Raw genomic sequence first — 19,756 nt, 5'->3', positions numbered from 1 at the left:
AAATGGAAATAAGGTAATAGGAATGGCATCCATAGATGTTTCCCACAGTTGTACGAATATTGCAATATGGTACATAGTAAACGATGTCATTCCAGTGCTCCCTTTCTTGTCATCCCAGTGCGTGACACTGGGATGGCTTTGTTGCATCGCTAGCTATGATGGATTAAAGATAAAAAAGATAGGGAATATCAGTAGCTTATTATTCTGGTATTTATAACAAGAACGGTCAGTGAATACCTAAATTTGAGTAAAAGAAATTTCACTACCACTCACTAATCTGGCTAAAATTCAAGAATTTCAATGCTTTAGCTATTTTCAATAGAATTAAATTTATTAATATAAATAACAAATTACTATTCTTAAATTTGATCAGATTGATTGCAAAAAAACAAGATTTTCAATAGGTTGCTTATAATCCTAACTATAGTTAGCCTTTCATAAGTAGCGATGCAACAAAGCCCACTGGGATCCAGCTTCTATGCAACTTAATTAAAAACGTTTGTTTTAGCGTAAGACAACTACCTTTAGCTCATCAGCTCAGTTATAAGCAAAATTTCTGGATTCCAGTTTCAAGCACTGGAATGACATCATCTGTTGTGCAATTTACCTTTAAAAATGAATGTTCGTACAGTTATGTGCTTGGCACTGAAATGGCATCATTTTTTATCTGTTGAAAATGTAAACCGAAAAATAGCGTGGCACTTTGTGCCACGCTTAGTACTGTAAGCTTAATCCAGTAATTGAATTAAGCGAGGTAAAACAAAGGATAATGACACTATATAATGTTCGTTCTTTTATGTCAAGCACTTTTTTGAATTTTTTTGGTGATAATTTTTATCCAGTTATTTTATTATTGTAGTATAATTTCAATGCCAGATACTATCATTATGATCACTATCTAAATTTAAATCGTAATTATCATCAAATTTATATATCCCCTCCATCTCTTCTCTATGCAATTCATGTGAATCACCTAAAGCTTTTTGATTAGAAACGTCAACACAATACTGTAACAGTGCTCTTAATGCTCCAGCACTATCTTGATCTAAATTAAAATTGCTAAAATCAAATTTCTGCATATTCTCCACACGTCCTTCTCTACATAACCTACATATCTTAGCAAAAGCCCTTTCACTTTCTCGACTCCAAGCATTAAGAAAGTAAGGATCTACTACTTTGCTAAATTGTTTCTCTATCTCTTCAAGAGAGCTCTCTGGATTAAGTTCTAATATTACTTTGAAAATCCCACTGCCATGGAATCTATAAAATTTACTAGATAAGCTATCTTTTACAAAATTAACTGCATCATCTATTGTAACACCAGAGCGAGATTCAAATATCATCTCAAATGCTCCATAACAACTATCAAGACCAAAATTAATTATTTTTTCCATAAAATCAATTACCTCTTCTAAGGAAATTTGTGGCTTATTCCTCAAGATAACTTCTAAACTCTTGACAAAATTATGCCCATGCTGATCCATAGCATGGGTTTTCCCATTTATTGTATAATGATATAGCTTCTTATTTTCTATTATATGCTTATTGCACTGGTAGATATGTAGCTTATTCAATTTGCCAGAATATTCCTCTATTTTCTTATCTGGTAATTTTGAGCGGAATTCCTTGATTACTTCGCGTATTATTCTATTGATATTACTCATGCTTATTCCTAATTAATATGTTAGTATTTTTATAAATTAAGTTATTATATTAAAATTCTTTCATGGATTTCAATATTAGCTCCGCACTACTTGTAGTTTTTGTAATGGGTCTGCCAATGACGATATAATCAGCTCCTGAATTTATTGCTTCTTTTGGCGTTGCTGTTCTTTTTTGGTCGTCATGACCTGGATCTATACGAATTCCTGGAGTAATAATTTTAAAGTCTTCACCGCACTCTCGGCGCACTTCTTGAGCTTCTAGTGCAGAACAGACTATTCCATGGAGTCCAATCTTTTTTGCAAGCTTTGCAAGCAAAATTACCTGTGATTTTGCCTCTCTTGCTACTCCAAGCTCGTTTAAATCCTCATTGCTCATACTAGTTAGCACTGTCACTCCAATCAGCTTTATTTTTGTGCCTTGCACTACACTTAGCGCTTCTTCAAGCATTTTTGTCCCACCGCTGATGTGCAGAGTTAACATTTCAACGTTCAGAACTTTTATTACTTCAACTGTTTTGGCCACAGTGTTTGGAATGTCATGCAATTTCAGATCTAAAAAAATTGGTACATTGCATTTTGCAACTTCTTGCACTCCAGAAAGACCTTGAGCAGCAAAAAATTCTAATCCCAGCTTTACCATGCCAACTTTACCACGCAGAGCATTAGCTAGAGAAATAGCCTTATTTAAGTCTTGTGTATCCAGTGCGCATATTATTGGGTTCATTATCTTGCATGATTTATCTTATAATAAGACTCATTGTTGTGTTTTGCAAATACTTTCACTCTGATTGAACTGACTGCGTTCATAAGATTCTGTCAATAGTGAATTTGGCAACTTGGTCGGGGTGGATGAGCGACTGACAAATAATGATTCATATCCAAGATCTTCCAGCGAAGAAGAAGGCGTTTCGTCTGGCAAAAGCCGTGCAATTTCTCCTTGTAACGCAGACTTTAATATTTGAATCGTATCTAATATTGCTTTTCCATCATTATTTCTTATTGGTTCTTCTATATTGTCTGTTACGCATCTTATCAACAGTTGCGCAAAATTCACTTGTTTTTCTTTCTCTTTCAAAAAATCTTCTATTTGACTGTCTCGTTCTAAAAGTGAATTTCTTAAACTTTTTACTTCATTATTACAATCTTTTCTTATCCCATCTAACTCAAAAGATTGATTTTTAATTAAACCATTTGCTTCATCTAACTCTTCAAATTTCTCTTTTAATTCTTTAGATAAATTTTTCTTTGTTGACCTCTTTAATTTTACATTGTAGCTTATCTAAGTTTGCATGCAGCCTTTCTTGTTCTTCACGTAATTCCTCTACTTCTTTAGAAAGTTTATTTTTTTCCTTATTCAATGCCTCTACTTTTTCACTAAGTTCATGTTTTTTCTCACGTAGTGCCTTTTGTACTTCACGTAACGTTTCTATTCTATCATTCAACCCCTTATTCTCTAGCTCTAAATGTTTATTATCATCCACTTCCATCTTCAGCTTTGCAATAAATCTACTTCTTTCTTCCAACTGTTTCTTCAAACATGAGATTTCAAGTTTTAATTTCTCTTCCTGCTCATTAAGCTTACCTATTTCCTTTCTTGTTTTGTCCAATTCATTGTCTATTTCAAACGTACGATTCTTTGCTGTTTCTAATTTTTTCTCTAAAGATTTTTTTTCTTCAAGAAGAGATTTTCTCTCAGCTTCTGACTCATTTACTTTCTGATCCAATCTTTTTGCTCTCTTGTCTAAATTTTGCTTCTCTCTAGTTAATTCATGTAATTGATTCTTCACTTCTTTGTTTGCAGCTTCTTCAGCTTCTTTTTCCAGAGTTATTTTATTTTCTAACTCTTGCTCTTTCTGAGCGAATTTATTTCTCTCAACCTCTATTTTTTTATTATTACTAATTATTTTATACGAAAGTGCAAGCACCAAAATGGATAATGTAGCTAAAGCAAGAATTAGAGGAAGAGGCACATTAGAAGTTACAATAAGCGCTAAAGATGTAAGTAACGTAAGAGTAGCTAAGGAACTAGCTACAAAATAAAATGCATTAGCCTCACTAAGCAAATTGCTCATTACTCCCCTCCCACCACGGACAAAACTCCAGCAGTCTTGTATATATTTATTAAAATTCTCTTATCTGTGGAGGAATTATAGTGCTGCACCTACAACAAACTTTCCTTTTTCAGCCTGCTAGCTAAAAAATGACTTAGACCTTGTGTATCGAGTGTACCATTGTACTTATAATGTCTAGTTAGCTATTGATCGGGGTAGAACGTATACTGGTATATCCAGAATCACATGAAGCATCATTCAGCTTTTTACATGGCGATCTTATTGGAGTGGATATATAAGGTGGTTTTGGTTTCGGGAACTGTTTATTAACAGACTCATTTTTACCTATTCCTTCAAGTTCTGATAAATGTTCACTGCTCATATCTGAAGAAATGGAATGACTTTGCTCGTCTTCCTGCTCAATTACTGCTTGCAGACGTTTAACTTTTCTTTCCAAATCAGAATTACGTATTCTTAATTTACTGCATTCGTCATCCAAATCTTTTCCGCTACTTTTCAACTGACTGTTATTATCGTGCAACTTTTCATTAAGTTTTTTTAACTCTCTGATCTTATCAAGATTTTTAGTTTTTTCCTCTTCTAATTCCTTGCATAGTTTTTCTTTTTGTTCTAAATCTTTAGCTAGCTGGATCGTTTCTTGCACTTTTTTACTTAACTTTTCTTTCAATCGTATTTCTCTTTTTACTACTTCCCCTAATTCAGATTTTAAACAAGAAGTTTTGTCTTTTTCTAACTGCACTGCTAATTCTCCTACTTTTTTCCTTCTCTTTTCTAAACGTGTTTCCAATTCTGTTATTCTTTCTTTTAATAAAAGAGCTAAAATTCCTTCATATTTTAATTCATCTAACTGCCTTTTTAAGGAATCTATTTCTTTTTGAGGTTGAGATAATTCCTCCATTAAAGAATCCACTCTTTCATTCAATCTTACATTTTCATCATGTAACTCTTGGTATTCAAGAGAAAGCATCTCCTCCTTATGTTTTAACTGACCTTTTACTTTTGCACTCAATTCTGTATTTTCATCGTGTAAATCTTTGTTCTTATTATTAAGGGCACCTATCTTACCCTCTAATTCTCGGATTTGATTACCTTTATTATTTAACTCTTTTGTAGCATCATCTAATTTTTGCTGTGCATCATCTTGTTGTTTCTTTAACTGCTCTATTTCCTTATTTAACCCTGCAATTTCGCTTTCCAAATCTTGCTTTTCTCGAGTTAATTGATCTTTTAATTCCTTCACTTCTTTATTTACAGCTTCTTTAGCTTTTTCTCCCAGAGCTATTTTACTTTCTAACTCTTGTACCCTACTCTCTGATTGTTGTTTTACGCTTTCTAACTCTTGCTCTTTTTCAGCAAATTTATTTTTCTCAACCTCTATTTTCTTATTATTACTAATTATTTTACATGAAAGTACAAGCACCAGAACAGAAAGTATAGACAAACTCAAAGCAACAGGAAGAGCTACATTAAAGGCTGCAACTGAAGACAAGAACTCAACATAAGGGGCAACAGCAAGTGTCCTAGACGCAAGCAATACCAAAGCAGCAAGAGCACCAGCTATAAGATAAGGCGCATTGGCTTTATTATATAAATCCCCTATTATTATTCCCTCATACTAATAATGATTACAATAGCATGGATATTAAAGGAAGTAAAGCTATAAAAATCAGTATAAGTCTATATTCACTATGTATTTTCCGTCTTCAGTTTCAAGCTCAGACTGCATCCACTCTATCGTTTCCGCATTGCAAACTGCCTGCAAATCATCCTGTGCAGATTGATTCAATTTATCCTCTCGTAGATCTGCTTTTATCATCAACTTTTTTATCAGATGCTTAACTGATACATTATTATCTGCCTTTATCTTTCTGATAATGTTTAATATCTGAATAACATTATCTCCCATTTCCTCTGAATATTTATCGTAGATAAGTTCTTCTTTGCTCGGCCAATTACTTTGATTGTGTACAGAATTATAACTATACAACTGGTGGTATATCTCTTCTGTAATGTAAGGCAAGAAAGGTGCAAATAACCGCAAAATAATATTCAGTACATATGCCAAACTTTGCTTTGCACTTAAGTTTGTTTCGCTGTCTACTTTATCTCCATATGCGCGCTTTTTTGCTAGTTCCAAGTAGTTATCACAAAAATCCTTCCAAAAAAATTCTTCTACTGCACTCAAAGCTTCGCAGTATTCAAACCGTAATAGGTTGTTCGTTGCTCTTTCTATAACTTTGTATAACTTAGACAATATCCACTTATCCATTGTCTCGTGAGCAGAATTTATGCTCATCACTTGATGCTTTTCCATGAACATGGAAACGAACTTGCTAGCGTTCCAAAGTTTTGTAACGAGGCGCTTGCCAATTTTGAATGTATTTTCAGAGTAGACTGTATCAACTCCAAGCCTTGAGTTCGCTGCCCAATAGCGCACTACATCAGCTCCATAAGTTTCAAGTATTACATGAGGAGTGATGATGTTACCCTTTGATTTACTCATCTTTTTCTTATCATCGGTTAAACACCAACCGCTGATCATAATGTTTTTCCAAGGTAAAGAATTTGCATGATAATGTGCCTTTAAAATAGTATAAAAAGCCCAAGTTCTGATTATCTCATGGCTCTGGCTGCGCAGATCTGCAGGAAATATCGTATCATAGCGATGATTTGGTAAACTAAACTCACTGTTTACTGCCAGTGCACTCAGTTGAGGAGTAATTGAACTTGTGGCCCAAGTATCCATTACATCTTGATCTGGGATAATCTCTTCTTTGCTATACCCTTTTGGCAAATCTTTGAGTGGATCAATAGGTAGGGCCTTTACTTCAGCTAGAATAATTTTACCTTCTTCTCCCTTACGTTTAGAATACCACGCTGGAAATGGCACACCAAAATAGCGCTGCCTTGAGATGCACCAGTCCCAATTTAGCCCTTCTATCCACACTTCCATACGTTTACGCATAGTAGCTGGATGCCAATTGCATTCTTTTACTTTATCTAATACTTGAGCTTTTTGCTCTAAGGTCTTGATAAACCATTGATAAGTAGGTAATATCTCAAGTGGTGCACCAGATCTTTCTGCGCACTTAACAGAATGAGAAATGTTAGTGCTTTCTATCAAAAGTCCTTTTCCACTCGAGATTTCAATCATCCTCTTTCTTGCTGCTGTAACTTTCAATCCATTTATTTCATCGTAGATTCCAGTGTCAGCTACTTTCATGACGCCGGGGTGTGGTGGAATGACATCATCTAGGTTCATCCTCCCATCCTGATCGATGATAATTTTCATCGGCAGGTTATGCTTTTGCTGCCAATATATGTCGAGTTCATCACCGAATGTACAACACATAACAAGCCCGGTGCCTTTATCTATTTTAACCTTATCATCTGCTATTATTGGAACTTTCTCCTCTGTTATTGGCACTACCGCTGTTTTTCCGATCAGATGAGTGTAGCGCGTATCCTCTGGATGACAAAAAACTGCAACGCATGCTGGAAGTAGTTCAGGTCGCGTAGTTGCAATATTGATCTGCTCATTTTCTTGAGTAGAGAAAACTATCGTGTTTAAGGATGACTCAAAAACTTTATCTTCTATTTCTGCTTGCGCAATTGCTGTTTTATCAACCGGGTCCCAAAGGATAGGCTGCATTTTTCTATATGCATATCCCTTGTTATATAGATCAATAAACGACATCTGTGAAAGCGTCACAGTTTCCTTGCTGATCGTGTGATATTCCAAATCCCAGTCATAACTAATGCCGACCGATTTAAGTAGTTCCTTGAATTCTTGCTTTGATTTTTCAATAACCTCATGGCACATCTCTATAAATTTTTCTCTGCCAACTTCTTTTGCACGGGTTTTATAGGTTTGTTCAACCAATCTTTCAGTGGGAAGCCCATTATCATCAAACCCAATTGGATAAAACACATCTTTTCCCAGCATGCGCTGAAACCTTGCAATAAAGTCTGTATGGCAATAGCTGAATATATGGCCAATATGGAGTTTTCCCGATATTGTCGGTGGAGGCGTGTCTATAGTGAAAGTGTTATCCTTTTCACCATTCCATTTATAAACTTTACTGCCTTCCCATAATATGTTGCATTTGTCTTCAATTTCTTTAAAGCCGTATTTTTCTTTTAACATAAATATTTCTCAATTTTAAACCTTAAGCTAGCAACGTCATACCGCGATTCATTCGCGGTATAGATCCCGCTAACAAGCAGCGGGATGACGATGGTCGGTAAACCTAAATTACTTTAGCTATAGCACAATTAAGCAAATACGGCAATTTTACGCCAAAATTTTTTGTTTACGAACATAAATTTTCTATGCTATGATAAAAATATTACTTGACCTTAGGTTCTAAGGGTATTATGTAATGTTAATTATGTATATTGAGGTTTAATATGTTGAACTCGAATGAAAATCAAAGTTCTTCACCTGGAGCAACTTCACCAACTGATATAACATCTGATCAAGAAGGAACTATAAATAAAAACTCTATTGAATCAGGAACAGAGCAGTCGTTACAAGGTTCTTCAGTTGGTAATCAAGATTCTTTAAATGATTATGTTGATGCGAGTAGCACGCCTGTGTCTGAAGGGATTAATGATACAATGCAGGTTGCCGATGATAATGAGGTTACGTCGGGCAATAAAGGTAATCGAAGTGTTCTTTCTAGTGATAGGACGCCGTTAAGTGAAGGTTCTGTTAATGAGCAAGAGGATGTTACTGAGTCAAAAAAAAGAAGAAGATCAGCAAGTAGAAGACCACAACAGAGTAAAGGGCTTGTTAACATCTTAGAGCAACAGTTAAAAGCTAAAGACGATGAAATGAAAGATTTACAAGAACAGCTAAACAACCAACCAAATGCTACTCTGTTAAAAGCTAAAGACGATGAAATAAAAGATTTACAAGAACAGCTAAACAACCGACCAAGTGCTGCTCAGTTACAAGCTAGAGATGAGGAAATAACACAATTAAAAGCTCAAGTTCAGCAGTTGCAAGCTAAAAATGCTGAAGTTGTGGAGTTAAATAAACAATTAGAAGAGAGTAAAAGTCTTGTTGATAAATTACAGAAGGAAAAACAAACATTGGAAGATAAAAGCAAAACAACTGAGCAACCAAAACAAGGCAATGGAGCGAAGTACACCGCTGCTGTTGGTGTTGGTCTTGCTGCTGGACTGATAGCATTTACTGCACTTGAACATACAGTTAGGTTAGAGATGTTAGTAATAATTGGTATAGCAGTAACATCTGCACTCGTAGCTGGTGGTATTACATATGCAGTATTACCTAGTACTCAAGTAGATGGGGCAAAAGAACAAGAAGTAAATGAGATGGGAAAAAGAAGTAACAAGGGTTAAGCCGAAATGTACGTGTCAAGTAAAACACTTGACGCGAACTTCAGTTTTTGTATTCCTTCATTAGCATAATATAATTTTGTGCTGATTGTGTAATATGTCTAATTTCTTCATTCGGCATTTTTTTGAAGAATTTTGCTGGCCTGCCAGCCCATATTTCCCCACTTTTTATCACTTTTCCGTGTGTTACCAGTGAGCCAGCAGCTACCATAGCTTCAGGCTCCACAACTGCATGGTCCATCACGGTAGAGCCCATACCAATAAACGCCTTATCATGCACCGTGCATGCGTGCAACACACAAAAATGTCCCACTGTTACCATGCTGCCAATAATTGTGTCACCACCTGGGTTTCTATCCACATGAATTACCGTTCCATCTTGAATATTTGTTCCATCACCTATTTTTATTGATCCAACGTCCCCTCTGATTACACAATTAAACCAGATGCTTGCATCTCTTCCTATTTCAACCTTGCCTATGATACGCGAACCACCTGCGATGAAAGCACTTTCGTCTATTTTTGGTTCATAATCTTTATATTTTAAAATGTGATACATATTAAGCCCAAAGTCTTATGCATATGTTAATCAAAATAAGGTAAGCAGTAAATACATACTTAGAGGTTGTCCGGAAACAAGTAAAAGGCTATAATATCTGAAATTTTAGTACGGGGTAAAGATGAGAAAAAAGTATCCAACAGATCTAAGCGAAAGGGAATAGGCAAGAATAGAAAAACACTTCAGAGTATCATACAAGAAAGGAGGAAGGCCGCCAAAGTATAGCAAAAGAGAAATATTAGAAGCAATTTTCTATGTATTGCGTACAGGGTGTCAATGGCGGTATTTACCAAATGATTTTCCGCTATGGAAGACTGTGTATGAGCAGTTCAGGCAATGGAAGAAGCAGGGAATTTTTGAGAAAATGAATTATGAAATTACAAAATATAGTAGAAGAAAAATAGGAAGGAATGAGCAGCCAAGTGCCTGTATAGTAGATAGTCAATCTGTAAAGACTACAGAAAAGGGGGGATCAAAGGCTATGATGGAAGTAAAAAAGTAAAGGGTAGAAAAAGGCATATAATTACAGACACTCAGGGTTTTATACTAGGTTGTTACGTAGGCGCTGCTAACGAAAATGATAGAGATGGTATTAAAATAGCATTAAACAATATGAGAACAAAATATACTAAAGTTAAAAAAATGTGGGCTGACATGGGATACCAAGGAAGAAATTTAAAGAATCACATAAAGGAAGAATATGACATAGATATTGAAATTGTTACAAGGCCTCCATGTAGATTTTGGGTGCACAAAGATACGCCACCTGAGCTACTACCAACAAGAGAACAAGGGTTTAAAGTACAGCCAAGAAGATGGGTTGTAGAAAGGACTTTTGCTTGGGTTAATAGGAATAGAAGGCTATCGAAGGAGTATGATTTACTCACAACATCCACTGAGAATTTCATATACCTAGCTATGAGTAGGGTTATGTTAAAGAGGGAATATGCTTGAATTTACTTGTTTCCGGACAACCTCTAATACCAATTCCCATTACAGGGCAAACAGATGGACAATGATGGAAGAAAAGCCATACTGAAGTAAGTAAAATAGCGAGGTTTAAATGGCATTAAGATCAAAGTTATTGGATGAAAAAGTAGTAGAATCAGCAAAAGAAATGCTGAAGAAAGTAAGGAATAATGCATATGTTTCAAAAAAACTAAATGCTGTAATTGCAGCAAAAAAGTACAGTATAACGGCTGTAGCAAAAATATATTGCATTTCAAGAAGCGCACTAACTTCGTGGGTAAAACTCTTGAAAATTGGCAGAGAAGAAAAACTGTTTGCTCCTTCACAACGTCGTAGAAAAACTAAATTAAATCAGGCTCAACTACAGCAAATTGAAGAGTGGATAGAAGAAAATCCTAATATCACCATTAAAGAAATGAGAATAAGAATCCAGGAAAAGTTCGGATTAAATATCAGCAAATCTACAGTACACCGCCATATGCAAAAGATGAAATTCTCATATATTACACCAAGACCAGTTCATAATGGACAAGATAAAAGCAAACAAGAGGAATTCAAAAAAAAATCTCAATTGAGCTATTAGCAAGTATCCAGAAAAAGAGCTATTTTTCTTTGATGAATCACGGTTTGGCACACATTCAAAAGTTGGACATGGGTGGTTTAAAAAGGGGATTAGAACACAGGTTAAAACAAAATTAGGTAGGCAAAATTTCTATCTCTATAGTGCAGTTAATCCTAGAAATGGAGAGAGTTCTAGCTTATTTGCACCAAATGTCAACACTGATTGCATGAACATATTTCTTGAGCAAATTTCGCAATATCTAGAAACACGAGAGGCTTTTCTCGTTATGGACTGTGCTAGTTGGCATAGGTCAAAAAATTTAAAGGTACCTAAAAATATCGACATTATATACCTACCTCCATACTCACCTGAGCTAAATCCTGTTGAGAGGCTTTGGTTATATATAAAACAGAACATTTTGCGCAATAAAATATACGATACAATTGCTCTACTTGAGGGTGCTTTGTGCAAATTTATTACTTCTCTTGCCAGCTCCACAATTAAACAACTCTGCAATGTTTCCTATTTGACTGGACAACAATGAGAATTGGTATTACAACCACCCCCTACCCTTTTTAGTTGTTCAGCAAATATAGAGAGGTTAAAGGGAGTGGTATTACTTAAACAACTAAATAAAAAACCAGGTAGATCATTCTGAAATTCTTGCATTTTTGTCCATAATTTTGTTAAATAACTTCCCTTTTGGTCATATCGAACCAAATTTCTTTTTCACACCACCTTTTAAGCCACTTTCGTTAGTTTTTGTCATAATGCGATCAAACACTCCCAATAACCTCTTTAATAGGTTTGGAGTTAGCGAAGAGATAAGATCAACAGATACGTTATTGTTTTTGTCATCACCACTTGCTTTATAGTCTATTGAAACGATTCCCCTATTTTTCCCACCAGTAAGAAGTTTTCCAATTATAGGAATTTTTAACAAAGATTTATTAATTGAATATGCTGGTATTACTTGTCCTGCAACCTGGAATTTATAATCTTTAATATCGAGCTTACCACCAGTGCTAATACCTAACTCCGCCCCTTCAAGCCAAGATTCTTCAATTTCAATAGTGCCATCTTTGTATGAGAAAGGTGCATTACATTTATAAAAGTATACACCTTCGTTCTTTATGGCATTTACGATACCAGGCAATGAAGACATCGACAATAAAGTAGTAAGTGGTGGAGCATCTTTGATGTAGAAATTGCTAATGGATAACGTACCATAATGTTCTCCACTTTCTCTCTGAGGAGAGATATAAAAAGACAATTTGCCGTTTTTAATTGATTTACTAATGCCTAAGGAACGCGAAAGTATACCTGCATTATCCGCATATATTTCGAGCCCTATTCCACTGTATTCCGCTAGTATGTTGCTGCTATCTTCTAGAAACTGTCCTGTAAATTGACTTCCATCGCAATTACCTTTAGTACAGGTTACATTCAGCTTAGCATTTTTGATAACGATGCCTTCTTTCATGATTACATTGTCAACATTCATACTAATCTCTATATCTTTGTTTAATCCATTACTGTTTTTGCCAAGCAAGCCTAAAATATCACTTAAGTTAATTTCCTCACCATAAATAGTTATGGCATTTTTTTCCTTACCTGATTCAATTTCTATACTAAAATCATTATCAGGCAATTTAAAACTACTAGAATTTAAATATAAATTTCCATTTTCTACTCTTCCGCTGAATTTTATATCTAGGTCATTTCCTACAACATCTAATTTGTCTATTAACAATTCACCTGCTCCTTTTAACCTTGTAGAAAACAAAATTTTATTGTGATCTTCAAAACGATTTTTCCATCCTAAATAACTTGAACGTGATTCAAGCTCTGATAAATCCATATTACCATTAACATGCCCCGTCTTATCTTGATTTATCACCGATTCTATATTTGTATTGACATAGCCACCTATATTTTCATCAAAATTAAGTATTTGAGCGGGTAAATCTCCGGTCAAATTCCAGGCGAAACTTTCATTCCTATTGCTACTTTTCAGGTCAAATAATAGCTGTGTGTTATTCACCATACCACTACCATTTAAATCTATAAAGTCACTGCCAAAACTAAGCTTAATATCATATTTACCAAGACTTGCATTATAGACGGCCAAATTGTCAATTTCAGAATGAAAATTTGCTGAGAAGTCTACTTTTTTGTCATCAGTATTTAGATTAAAAATGCGAAAATTAAATACGGATTTTGCCATTCCACTTACTTTATCCCTTTCAACCTTCACCACATCATCCAGCTTAAATCTTATAGGCTCATATAAACCATACGCATCACTTACAGCTTTGCCATTAATGGTTAGAACTGAATCTTCCTTATTTAGAGATTTCATTTCAATATCACCACCATTAACAGTGAAATTCTGAAACTTAGCGCTATTTACAGTAATTTCAAGATCGTTATTCTTGATGATCAAATCACCCTTTAATTCCTTTACTTGCTCAAAATCTTCATCAAATTTTACGCTACCGTTTTCTATATCAGCAACAATTACAATGTCTGACAGATCGTCATCAACCAAATTGTTAATTTTGCCATTGAAACTTACAATGGTATTTAAAACATCCCCTTCGATATTATCACAATACCAGCTTTTAAATTTACTATTTACTACACTATCTGGTATATAAGTACATAAATCCTTTGCAGCAAACTTACTAATATTAATTCTAAGCAAAGCATGACTTGTACTAAAGTTCATTTTGCCTATTAAAGAGAGATACGTGTCATTTAACTTAAAATGGAAGTTTTTTACACTAATAATTCCATTACTATATGTTAAATTTATATTTACATTAGTTAAGGCCAAATTTTTGTTCAAATAATTTTCTGTATTTAATACGTATATATTTCCATCTACAATTTCATCCTTTTTATTAATTTTCACTGAGAAGCTTCCTTTGAATCCTATATTTTTGTCCAAATTGTAGCTTTTAACTAATGTAGAAAACTTGCTCAATAGTCCCAATTTTAGATCATAAAATGTCCCGTACACATTTAGCAAATTGTTGCGATTTTTTATCGTAATTGATAAATCATCCAAAAATCCCTTTCCATCTTTTGTATTCACATGAATATCTAAAACATTAAAATCTTCCCCCTTCCCTATATATAATTTATCAATAAAAAATTCATCTTCTGTGCTTTTATCAATAGCGATGTTAGTAAATTCAATTTTTGAATCCGCATTTAAGTCAAAAAAAAATTCCCTTATTGTTTTTAATAGATTTTTTGCACTGCTTTCTGTCATCTTGAAATTCTTCCCTGTCATCCCAGTATCTTTTTTTCCTGTCATCCCAATATCTTTTTTTCCTGTCATCCCAGTGCTTGACACTGGGATCCAGGTTTCTTTTTTTCTAGATTCCAGCGTCACGCGCTGGAATGACACCGAAGGAAGGCGGTTATTACTTAAATAATGATTATCCAAAAGGTCTAATGAGTTTTGCGGATTAACATTAGTTTCTTCTCTCTTGATATATACATGCACATTATCAGCTGAAACCTGAGAGAGATTTGTGCTAGCTTTAAATAAGGAACTTAACTTAAAATGTACAAAAAGCTCAGGAACTTTTATAGTAAAATTAGGATTTGCTATTGCCAAATCTGTAATGACTAAATACGGATCTTTACTACCTTTCTGCCAAACAACTGAGGTATTCTCCATATTAACGCTTGAGCCAACAAATATCTTTGATATTTTATGTTTAACATAAAAATTAATATAATTAATATTGATTTCTAAAGGACTCTCACCCTTAAAAAAGACAAATAAGCAGAATACAAACAATAGAACTATGGAAAGTGATATAGTGATTTTTTTAAGCATCGATTATTGCTTTTCTTGCTAAACTATCAGCCTCCTCATTATACTTATCGCCGCTGTGTGCTTTAACCCACTTCCAATCAATTTCGTGTTGTGAAGCAACGTTGTCTAGCTCTTTCCACAATTCCATATTTTTTACTGATTTTTTATTACTTGTTTTCCAGCCATTCATTTTCCACTTATTTATCCACTCTGTTATGCCATGTTTAACATAAAGACTATCCATATATAAATTAATATTACAAGAAAATTTCAATACTTTCAGCCCATTGATCACCGCTGTTAACTCCATTTTATTGTTTGTGGTATTTTCTTCTCTACCATAAATGTCTTTTCTGTAATCTTGAAATAATATGATAGCTGCCCATCCTCCCGCTCCAGGATTACCAGAACACGCCCCATCCGTATATATTGTCACTTCTTTTTTACTCATCTTTGTTTATATCGGTTAACAAAGTATATAGTTGCTTTTATGAAAGCACAATTTCTAAAGGTAGTTTAAGCTGCACCTTTAAATTTTATTATAGAAACAAAAAAAAGTGTGACAACGAGCATTACCAAAAGGAAAAGGAAAAAATAGTTTTTATGTTTCTGCCGTTCTTTCATAACTAAAATAAATCAATAGAACAAAAAATAATACTGGCAAATAGGGAAAATAGATAAGAAATTGAGTAAGAAAACATTTGTTTCTGTGAGTTGTGGTTCTTGAATCTTAGAATTGATATAGCGTACCAAATAAAGATGCAACCTGCAAAAATTGCCATGCTTAGATAAAGTAAAGCCTTTTTCAAGAATAGAGCTGGAAGCAAGCTAGTTAGCACCAGCAAGACACTATAAATTAATATATATTTTCTTGTTTTTTCCGGACCATAAACAATATTGAACATTGGAATCGATGCCTTTGCATAGTCTTCAGACTTATTTAAAGATAGGGCCCAAAAGTGTGGCGGAGTCCACATAAAAATTACTAAAAATAAAATGAAACTTTCCCAACTGACAGAATTAGTTACAGCTGCCCAGCCAATCATTGGAGGAAAAGCACCTGCTGCACCACCGATAACGATATTCTGCGGAGTACGCCTTTTTAGCCAAATTGTATATACGAAAACGTAAAATAATATGCTAAATGCAAGCAAAGCAGCAGAAATATAATTTACTGCTATTGCCATGATAAATACTGACAATATTCCAAGAGTTATACCAAATTCAAGCGCGCTTTCTGCAGAAACTCTACCTGAAGGTATAGGGCGGTTTTTTGTCCTTTCCATGAGCAGATCTATGTCTCTGTCATACCACATATTTATAGCACCTGCAGATCCTGAGCCAAGAGCAACACATATAAGAGATATTAGTACTAGAAAAGGGTGCATACTACCTGGTGCAGTAACCATACCAGCAACTGCAGTAAATACCACAAGATACATTATCCTTGGCTTCAGCAAACGCCAAAAATCCAGTATTGTTGATTCAACATTTAGCAAAACACTTGTGTACATTCTATTTTACCACTGGTGGTTTTTCGAAAGTATGAAAAGGCGGTGGTGAAGATACCGTCCATTCCAAGGTGTCACCTCCCCAAGGATTATCTCCAGCTTTCTTGCCCCATTTAAAAAGATGTATAACTATAAACACAAAAAACATAACTGAAACAAAGGACATATACGAACCAATTGAGGATATATAATTCCAAGGGATAAACGCATCAGGATAATCAGGTATACGCCTTGGCATACCAGCAAATCCTAAGAAATGTTGAGGTAAAAAAGTGATATTGGTGCTAATAAAAGTAAGCCAAAAGTGGATTTGACCTAAGCGCTCATTATATTGTTTACCCGACATTTTACCAATCCAATAATAAAAGCCAGCAAAAGCTCCAAATAATGCAGCAAGTGACATGACATAATGGAAGTGAGCAACAACATAATAGGTGTCGTGCAGGAGCTTATCTATTCCACCATGAGAAAGAATTATTCCCGTTATGCCACCGCCAACAAACATAAAAATAAAACCTAGTGCAAATAGCATAGGGGTCTTAAACTCAATTGCTCCGCCCCACATAGTTGCAATCCAACTAAAGACTTTTACACCAGTTATAACACCGATAAAAATTGTGGTGGTGCTAAAAAATGCAGCAGCGTCAGCACTAAGCCCAACAGTGAACATATGGTGAGCCCAAACCATAAAGCCAAATACTGCTATACCTATCATTGCATAAACCATCCCTATGTAACCAAATACAGGTCTGTGAGAAAAAGTTGATACAACCTGACTTATGATGCCAAATGCAGGAAAAATAATTACGTAAACTTCTGGATGACCAAAAAACCAAAATAAATGTTGAAATAACACAGGGTCACCACCACCTGCAGGATCAAAAAAGGAAGTACCAATATTGCGATCAGTAAGAAGCATAGTTATAGCACCGGCAAGCACTGGTAAGGCAACAATCAACATAAATGCTGTTAGCAAGACAGACCAAACAAACAGTGGCATCTTAGTTAATGACATTCCTTTTGTGCGCATGTTAAATATAGTAACTATAAAGTTGATCGCCCCAACAATTGACGACATACCAGCAACATGAAGTGCAAGTATAGCAATGTCAACTCCTGCACTTGGATGGGACATTACCTGTGATAAAGGTGGATATAAAGTCCAACCTGTACCTGGACCTTCACCAATAAACACTGAGAGAATGAGCAAAATAAAAGATGACACTAATAACCAGAAACTCAAATTATTCATACGAGGAAACGCCATATCTGGTGCGCCAATCATGAGAGGTACAAACCAGTTACCAAATCCTCCCATGAGGGCTGGCATTATCATAAAAAACACCATTATCAACGCATGCCCTGTAACCATTACGTTATACAATTGATAGTTATTGTTAAGTATATTAATGTGCATTAGCTGAGTGCGAATAATCACCGATAATAATCCACCAATAATTCCAGCTAATATGGAAAAAATAATGTACAGTGTCCCTATATCTTTATGATTGGTGGAAAACAACCAACGCTTTATGCCCTTTGGTACGTCACTCATATCTATACTCCAAATTTAACTCACTAATTTTCTATTTTCAATCCACTTATTAAAATCTTCTTTGCTTACTGCTTCAACAACAATTGGCATAAATCCATGGCCTTGACCACACAATTCGTAGCACTGCCCATAATAAACACCAGGCTTTTTGATATTAAACCACGCCTCATTCAGCCTGCCTGGTATCGCATCAATTTTTACACCAAAAGCCGGTACTCCCCAACTGTGTATCACATCTCCTGCTGTAACTTGTAAACGAACGTTAGTATTAACGGGTAAAATGATGTTGTTATCAACAGAGAATAGCTTTAAATCTCCTTCGATAAAGTCTTCTTTTCCCTTAATATAACTATCAAATGACACACCTTGATATTCTGGATATTGGTAGCTCCAATACCATTGATGGCCAATAACTTTTAGTGTTATGTCAGCTTTCGGTATTTCTTCCTGTAGCTTCAGTAATTTAGCGTTTTCAAAGGCTAATATTCCAACAATGATAGTTGGTACAACAAACCAAATAATTTCTAAAGGAACACTATGGGTAGTTTTACTTATGTTTGTTACTTTGCTTTTACGAAAGCGAAACGCTATATAAGCAAGCAGCGCCCACACAAAAAGCATTATTGTAACCATCACAAGCATCACAAACGAATGTGACCTAACTACAGCCTCCATTACTTCAGTTGCAGGAGCAGGAAATCCAAATTGCCAGGAAGTAGGAGCAGAGGCAACAGATATATTTGAGTAAAATATTATCAATAGTGCAAATAACTTCACCATATCTTTTGTTTGTTTGCTATAAAACTAAGTGATATACTGTATAATAGTACATATAAACTTACTATGCAAATAGAGATTAGTGATGGTTAATAATTTTTTAGCATTCAACAAGTATAATAGTACAATACTAATTTGAGGAGAAAAGCATTTACATAAATCTATTGTAAGTAAAAATATTATAATATTTTAAATTAAGTATTTACTTTAAGTAAATTCTATAATAAGTTTAATAGTGTCTGTTACTGCTAATAACCCTCTAGCCTCACACCTAAAAGCAGTAACAGACACTATTAAACTTTATGATAAGTTTATGATTTGCAAGATCAAAATCTTGCAAGTGTCTTTATTTCATTATACATTGCAGTTTGTTAATTAACTTTTAATGCCTATGGTAGCATTTACTGAACCAAAGGTTTGCGTATTATAGAAAATAATTACAAAAAAAACACACTATTTATATACCATACAAACTTTTTTCATTCTGCATAGCTGAGTTACTAGATTCTGTAAACGAAATCTTTAGAGAAGCCAAATGGGCAAAGTTTCATGAAGGTCTTTGGCATCTCTTAGCATAGATCCCTTACTTAACCGTCATACCGCGATTCATTCGCAGTATCTCAAAGCATAGATCCCGCTAACAAGTAGCGGGATGACGGTTGTCAGGGCAGTGTCCCTATGATGTCATTCAAGTAGCTGACACTGGTTCCTTTATGATGGCAGTGCCCCTATGGTGTCATTCCAGTGCTTGACACTGGAATCCAGCCTTTCCATAATCATCAAAACATTGTATTTTAACGTAAAACAGCTATTTTTATGCTCACCAACTTAATAAAATTCCTGGATCCCAGTGGGCTTTGTTGCATCGCTACTTATGAAAGGCTA

16 protein-coding genes are annotated in these 19,756 nt (G+C 34.8%); 4 read left to right on the top strand and 12 right to left on the bottom strand.

Going from position 1 to position 19,756, the window contains the following annotated elements:
- Positions 1-22: 22 nt before the first annotated feature.
- Complete coding sequence (locus tag LA754_RS01600; RefSeq protein WP_457923671.1) at positions 23-217, top strand: hypothetical protein; 195 nt, start codon at positions 23-25, stop codon at positions 215-217.
- A gap of 649 nt (positions 218-866) precedes the next feature.
- On the opposite strand, the gene LA754_RS01595 is transcribed toward LA754_RS01600, so the two are convergent.
- The 6 genes from LA754_RS01595 to LA754_RS01570 all read right to left on the bottom strand — a co-directional run bounded on the left by LA754_RS01595 (position 867) and on the right by LA754_RS01570 (position 7,883).
- Complete coding sequence (locus LA754_RS01595) at positions 867-1,664, bottom strand: hypothetical protein (RefSeq protein WP_457923670.1); 798 nt, start codon at positions 1,662-1,664, stop codon at positions 867-869.
- A 49-nt stretch (positions 1,665-1,713) separates the two neighbouring features.
- Positions 1,714-2,388, bottom strand: a complete 675-nt coding sequence (pyrF, locus tag LA754_RS01590; RefSeq protein ID WP_006279404.1) for an orotidine-5'-phosphate decarboxylase — start codon at positions 2,386-2,388, stop codon at positions 1,714-1,716.
- A gap of 30 nt (positions 2,389-2,418) precedes the next feature.
- Positions 2,419-2,739, bottom strand: a complete 321-nt coding sequence (locus tag LA754_RS01585; RefSeq protein WP_010082621.1) for a hypothetical protein — start codon at positions 2,737-2,739, stop codon at positions 2,419-2,421.
- A 154-nt stretch (positions 2,740-2,893) separates the two neighbouring features.
- On the bottom strand, positions 2,894-3,736 hold the full coding sequence (locus LA754_RS01580) for a hypothetical protein (RefSeq protein ID WP_457923669.1): 843 nt from the start codon (positions 3,734-3,736) through the stop codon (positions 2,894-2,896).
- A gap of 178 nt (positions 3,737-3,914) precedes the next feature.
- On the bottom strand, positions 3,915-5,270 hold the full coding sequence (locus tag LA754_RS01575) for a hypothetical protein (RefSeq protein ID WP_457923668.1): 1,356 nt from the start codon (positions 5,268-5,270) through the stop codon (positions 3,915-3,917).
- Positions 5,271-5,402: 132 nt separating this feature from the next.
- Entirely contained in the window at positions 5,403-7,883 is a 2,481-nt protein-coding gene (locus LA754_RS01570; RefSeq protein ID WP_457923667.1) for a valine--tRNA ligase, read from the bottom strand.
- A gap of 263 nt (positions 7,884-8,146) precedes the next feature.
- On the opposite strand from LA754_RS01570, the gene LA754_RS01565 reads away from it, so the two are divergent.
- Positions 8,147-9,106, top strand: coding sequence for a hypothetical protein (locus tag LA754_RS01565; protein WP_457923666.1), 960 nt, complete (start codon positions 8,147-8,149; stop codon positions 9,104-9,106).
- Positions 9,107-9,146: 40 nt separating this feature from the next.
- Here LA754_RS01565 and LA754_RS01560 read toward each other — a convergent pair whose 3' ends face one another.
- Positions 9,147-9,662 (bottom strand): gamma carbonic anhydrase family protein, encoded by a 516-nt coding sequence (locus LA754_RS01560; RefSeq protein WP_457923665.1) that lies wholly within the window; start codon positions 9,660-9,662, stop codon positions 9,147-9,149.
- A gap of 169 nt (positions 9,663-9,831) precedes the next feature.
- Here LA754_RS01560 and LA754_RS01555 point away from each other — a divergent pair.
- A protein-coding gene (locus LA754_RS01555) for an IS5 family transposase (protein ID WP_238513981.1) occupies positions 9,832-10,616 on the top strand; the annotation gives its coding sequence in 2 pieces (ribosomal slippage) (positions 9,832-10,153 and positions 10,153-10,616; 786 coding nt in all).
- Positions 10,617-10,725: 109 nt separating this feature from the next.
- Positions 10,726-11,737 (top strand): IS630 family transposase gene (locus LA754_RS01550; protein WP_410530061.1). Its coding sequence is split into 2 segments (ribosomal slippage): positions 10,726-11,205 and positions 11,207-11,737, totalling 1,011 coding nucleotides; the frame shifts between segments, so codons are not numbered across the junction.
- A 162-nt stretch (positions 11,738-11,899) separates the two neighbouring features.
- Here LA754_RS01550 and LA754_RS01545 read toward each other — a convergent pair.
- From LA754_RS01545 to coxB, 5 genes are all read right to left on the bottom strand, one after another.
- Positions 11,900-15,049: a YhdP family protein gene (locus LA754_RS01545; RefSeq protein ID WP_457923664.1), complete on the bottom strand. Its 3,150-nt coding sequence runs from the start codon at positions 15,047-15,049 to the stop codon at positions 11,900-11,902.
- On the bottom strand, positions 15,042-15,479 hold the full coding sequence (gene rnhA, locus LA754_RS01540) for a ribonuclease HI (protein WP_077188167.1): 438 nt from the start codon (positions 15,477-15,479) through the stop codon (positions 15,042-15,044). The genes LA754_RS01545 and rnhA overlap by 8 nt, the downstream gene beginning before the upstream one ends.
- A 175-nt stretch (positions 15,480-15,654) precedes the next feature.
- Positions 15,655-16,542, bottom strand: coding sequence for a heme o synthase (locus LA754_RS01535; RefSeq protein WP_006279512.1), 888 nt, complete (start codon positions 16,540-16,542; stop codon positions 15,655-15,657).
- A gap of 1 nt (position 16,543) precedes the next feature.
- Entirely contained in the window at positions 16,544-18,094 is a 1,551-nt protein-coding gene (gene ctaD / locus LA754_RS01530) for a cytochrome c oxidase subunit I (protein WP_077188169.1), read from the bottom strand.
- A gap of 15 nt (positions 18,095-18,109) precedes the next feature.
- Positions 18,110-18,874 carry a cytochrome c oxidase subunit II gene (gene coxB / locus LA754_RS01525; protein WP_457923663.1) on the bottom strand — a complete coding sequence of 255 codons (765 nt, stop codon included), beginning with the start codon at positions 18,872-18,874 and terminating at the stop codon, positions 18,110-18,112.
- Positions 18,875-19,756: the final 882 nt, after the last annotated feature.

The sequence above is a fragment of the Wolbachia endosymbiont of Muscidifurax uniraptor genome (assembly GCF_054149795.1).
The sequence above is the reverse complement of the archived record's forward strand: the minus strand, read 5'-3'. Positions and strand labels throughout refer to the sequence as shown.

Excerpts from the sequence above, each read along its gene's own strand:
- LA754_RS01600 (WP_457923671.1), top strand. The coding sequence starts at position 23 with ATGGCATCCATAGATGTTTCCCACAGTTGTACGAATATTGCAATATGG.
- LA754_RS01595 (WP_457923670.1), bottom strand. The coding sequence starts at position 1,664 with ATGAGTAATATCAATAGAATAATACGCGAAGTAATCAAGGAATTCCGC.
- pyrF (WP_006279404.1), bottom strand. The coding sequence starts at position 2,388 with ATGAACCCAATAATATGCGCACTGGATACACAAGACTTAAATAAGGCT.
- LA754_RS01580 (WP_457923669.1), bottom strand. The coding sequence starts at position 3,736 with ATGAGCAATTTGCTTAGTGAGGCTAATGCATTTTATTTTGTAGCTAGT.
- LA754_RS01570 (WP_457923667.1), bottom strand. The coding sequence starts at position 7,883 with ATGTTAAAAGAAAAATACGGCTTTAAAGAAATTGAAGACAAATGCAAC.
- LA754_RS01565 (WP_457923666.1), top strand. The coding sequence starts at position 8,147 with ATGTTGAACTCGAATGAAAATCAAAGTTCTTCACCTGGAGCAACTTCA.
- LA754_RS01560 (WP_457923665.1), bottom strand. The coding sequence starts at position 9,662 with ATGTATCACATTTTAAAATATAAAGATTATGAACCAAAAATAGACGAA.
- LA754_RS01545 (WP_457923664.1), bottom strand. The coding sequence starts at position 15,049 with ATGCTTAAAAAAATCACTATATCACTTTCCATAGTTCTATTGTTTGTA.
- rnhA (WP_077188167.1), bottom strand. The coding sequence starts at position 15,479 with ATGAGTAAAAAAGAAGTGACAATATATACGGATGGGGCGTGTTCTGGT.
- LA754_RS01535 (WP_006279512.1), bottom strand. The coding sequence starts at position 16,542 with ATGTACACAAGTGTTTTGCTAAATGTTGAATCAACAATACTGGATTTT.
- ctaD (WP_077188169.1), bottom strand. The coding sequence starts at position 18,094 with ATGAGTGACGTACCAAAGGGCATAAAGCGTTGGTTGTTTTCCACCAAT.
- coxB (WP_457923663.1), bottom strand. The coding sequence starts at position 18,874 with ATGGTGAAGTTATTTGCACTATTGATAATATTTTACTCAAATATATCT.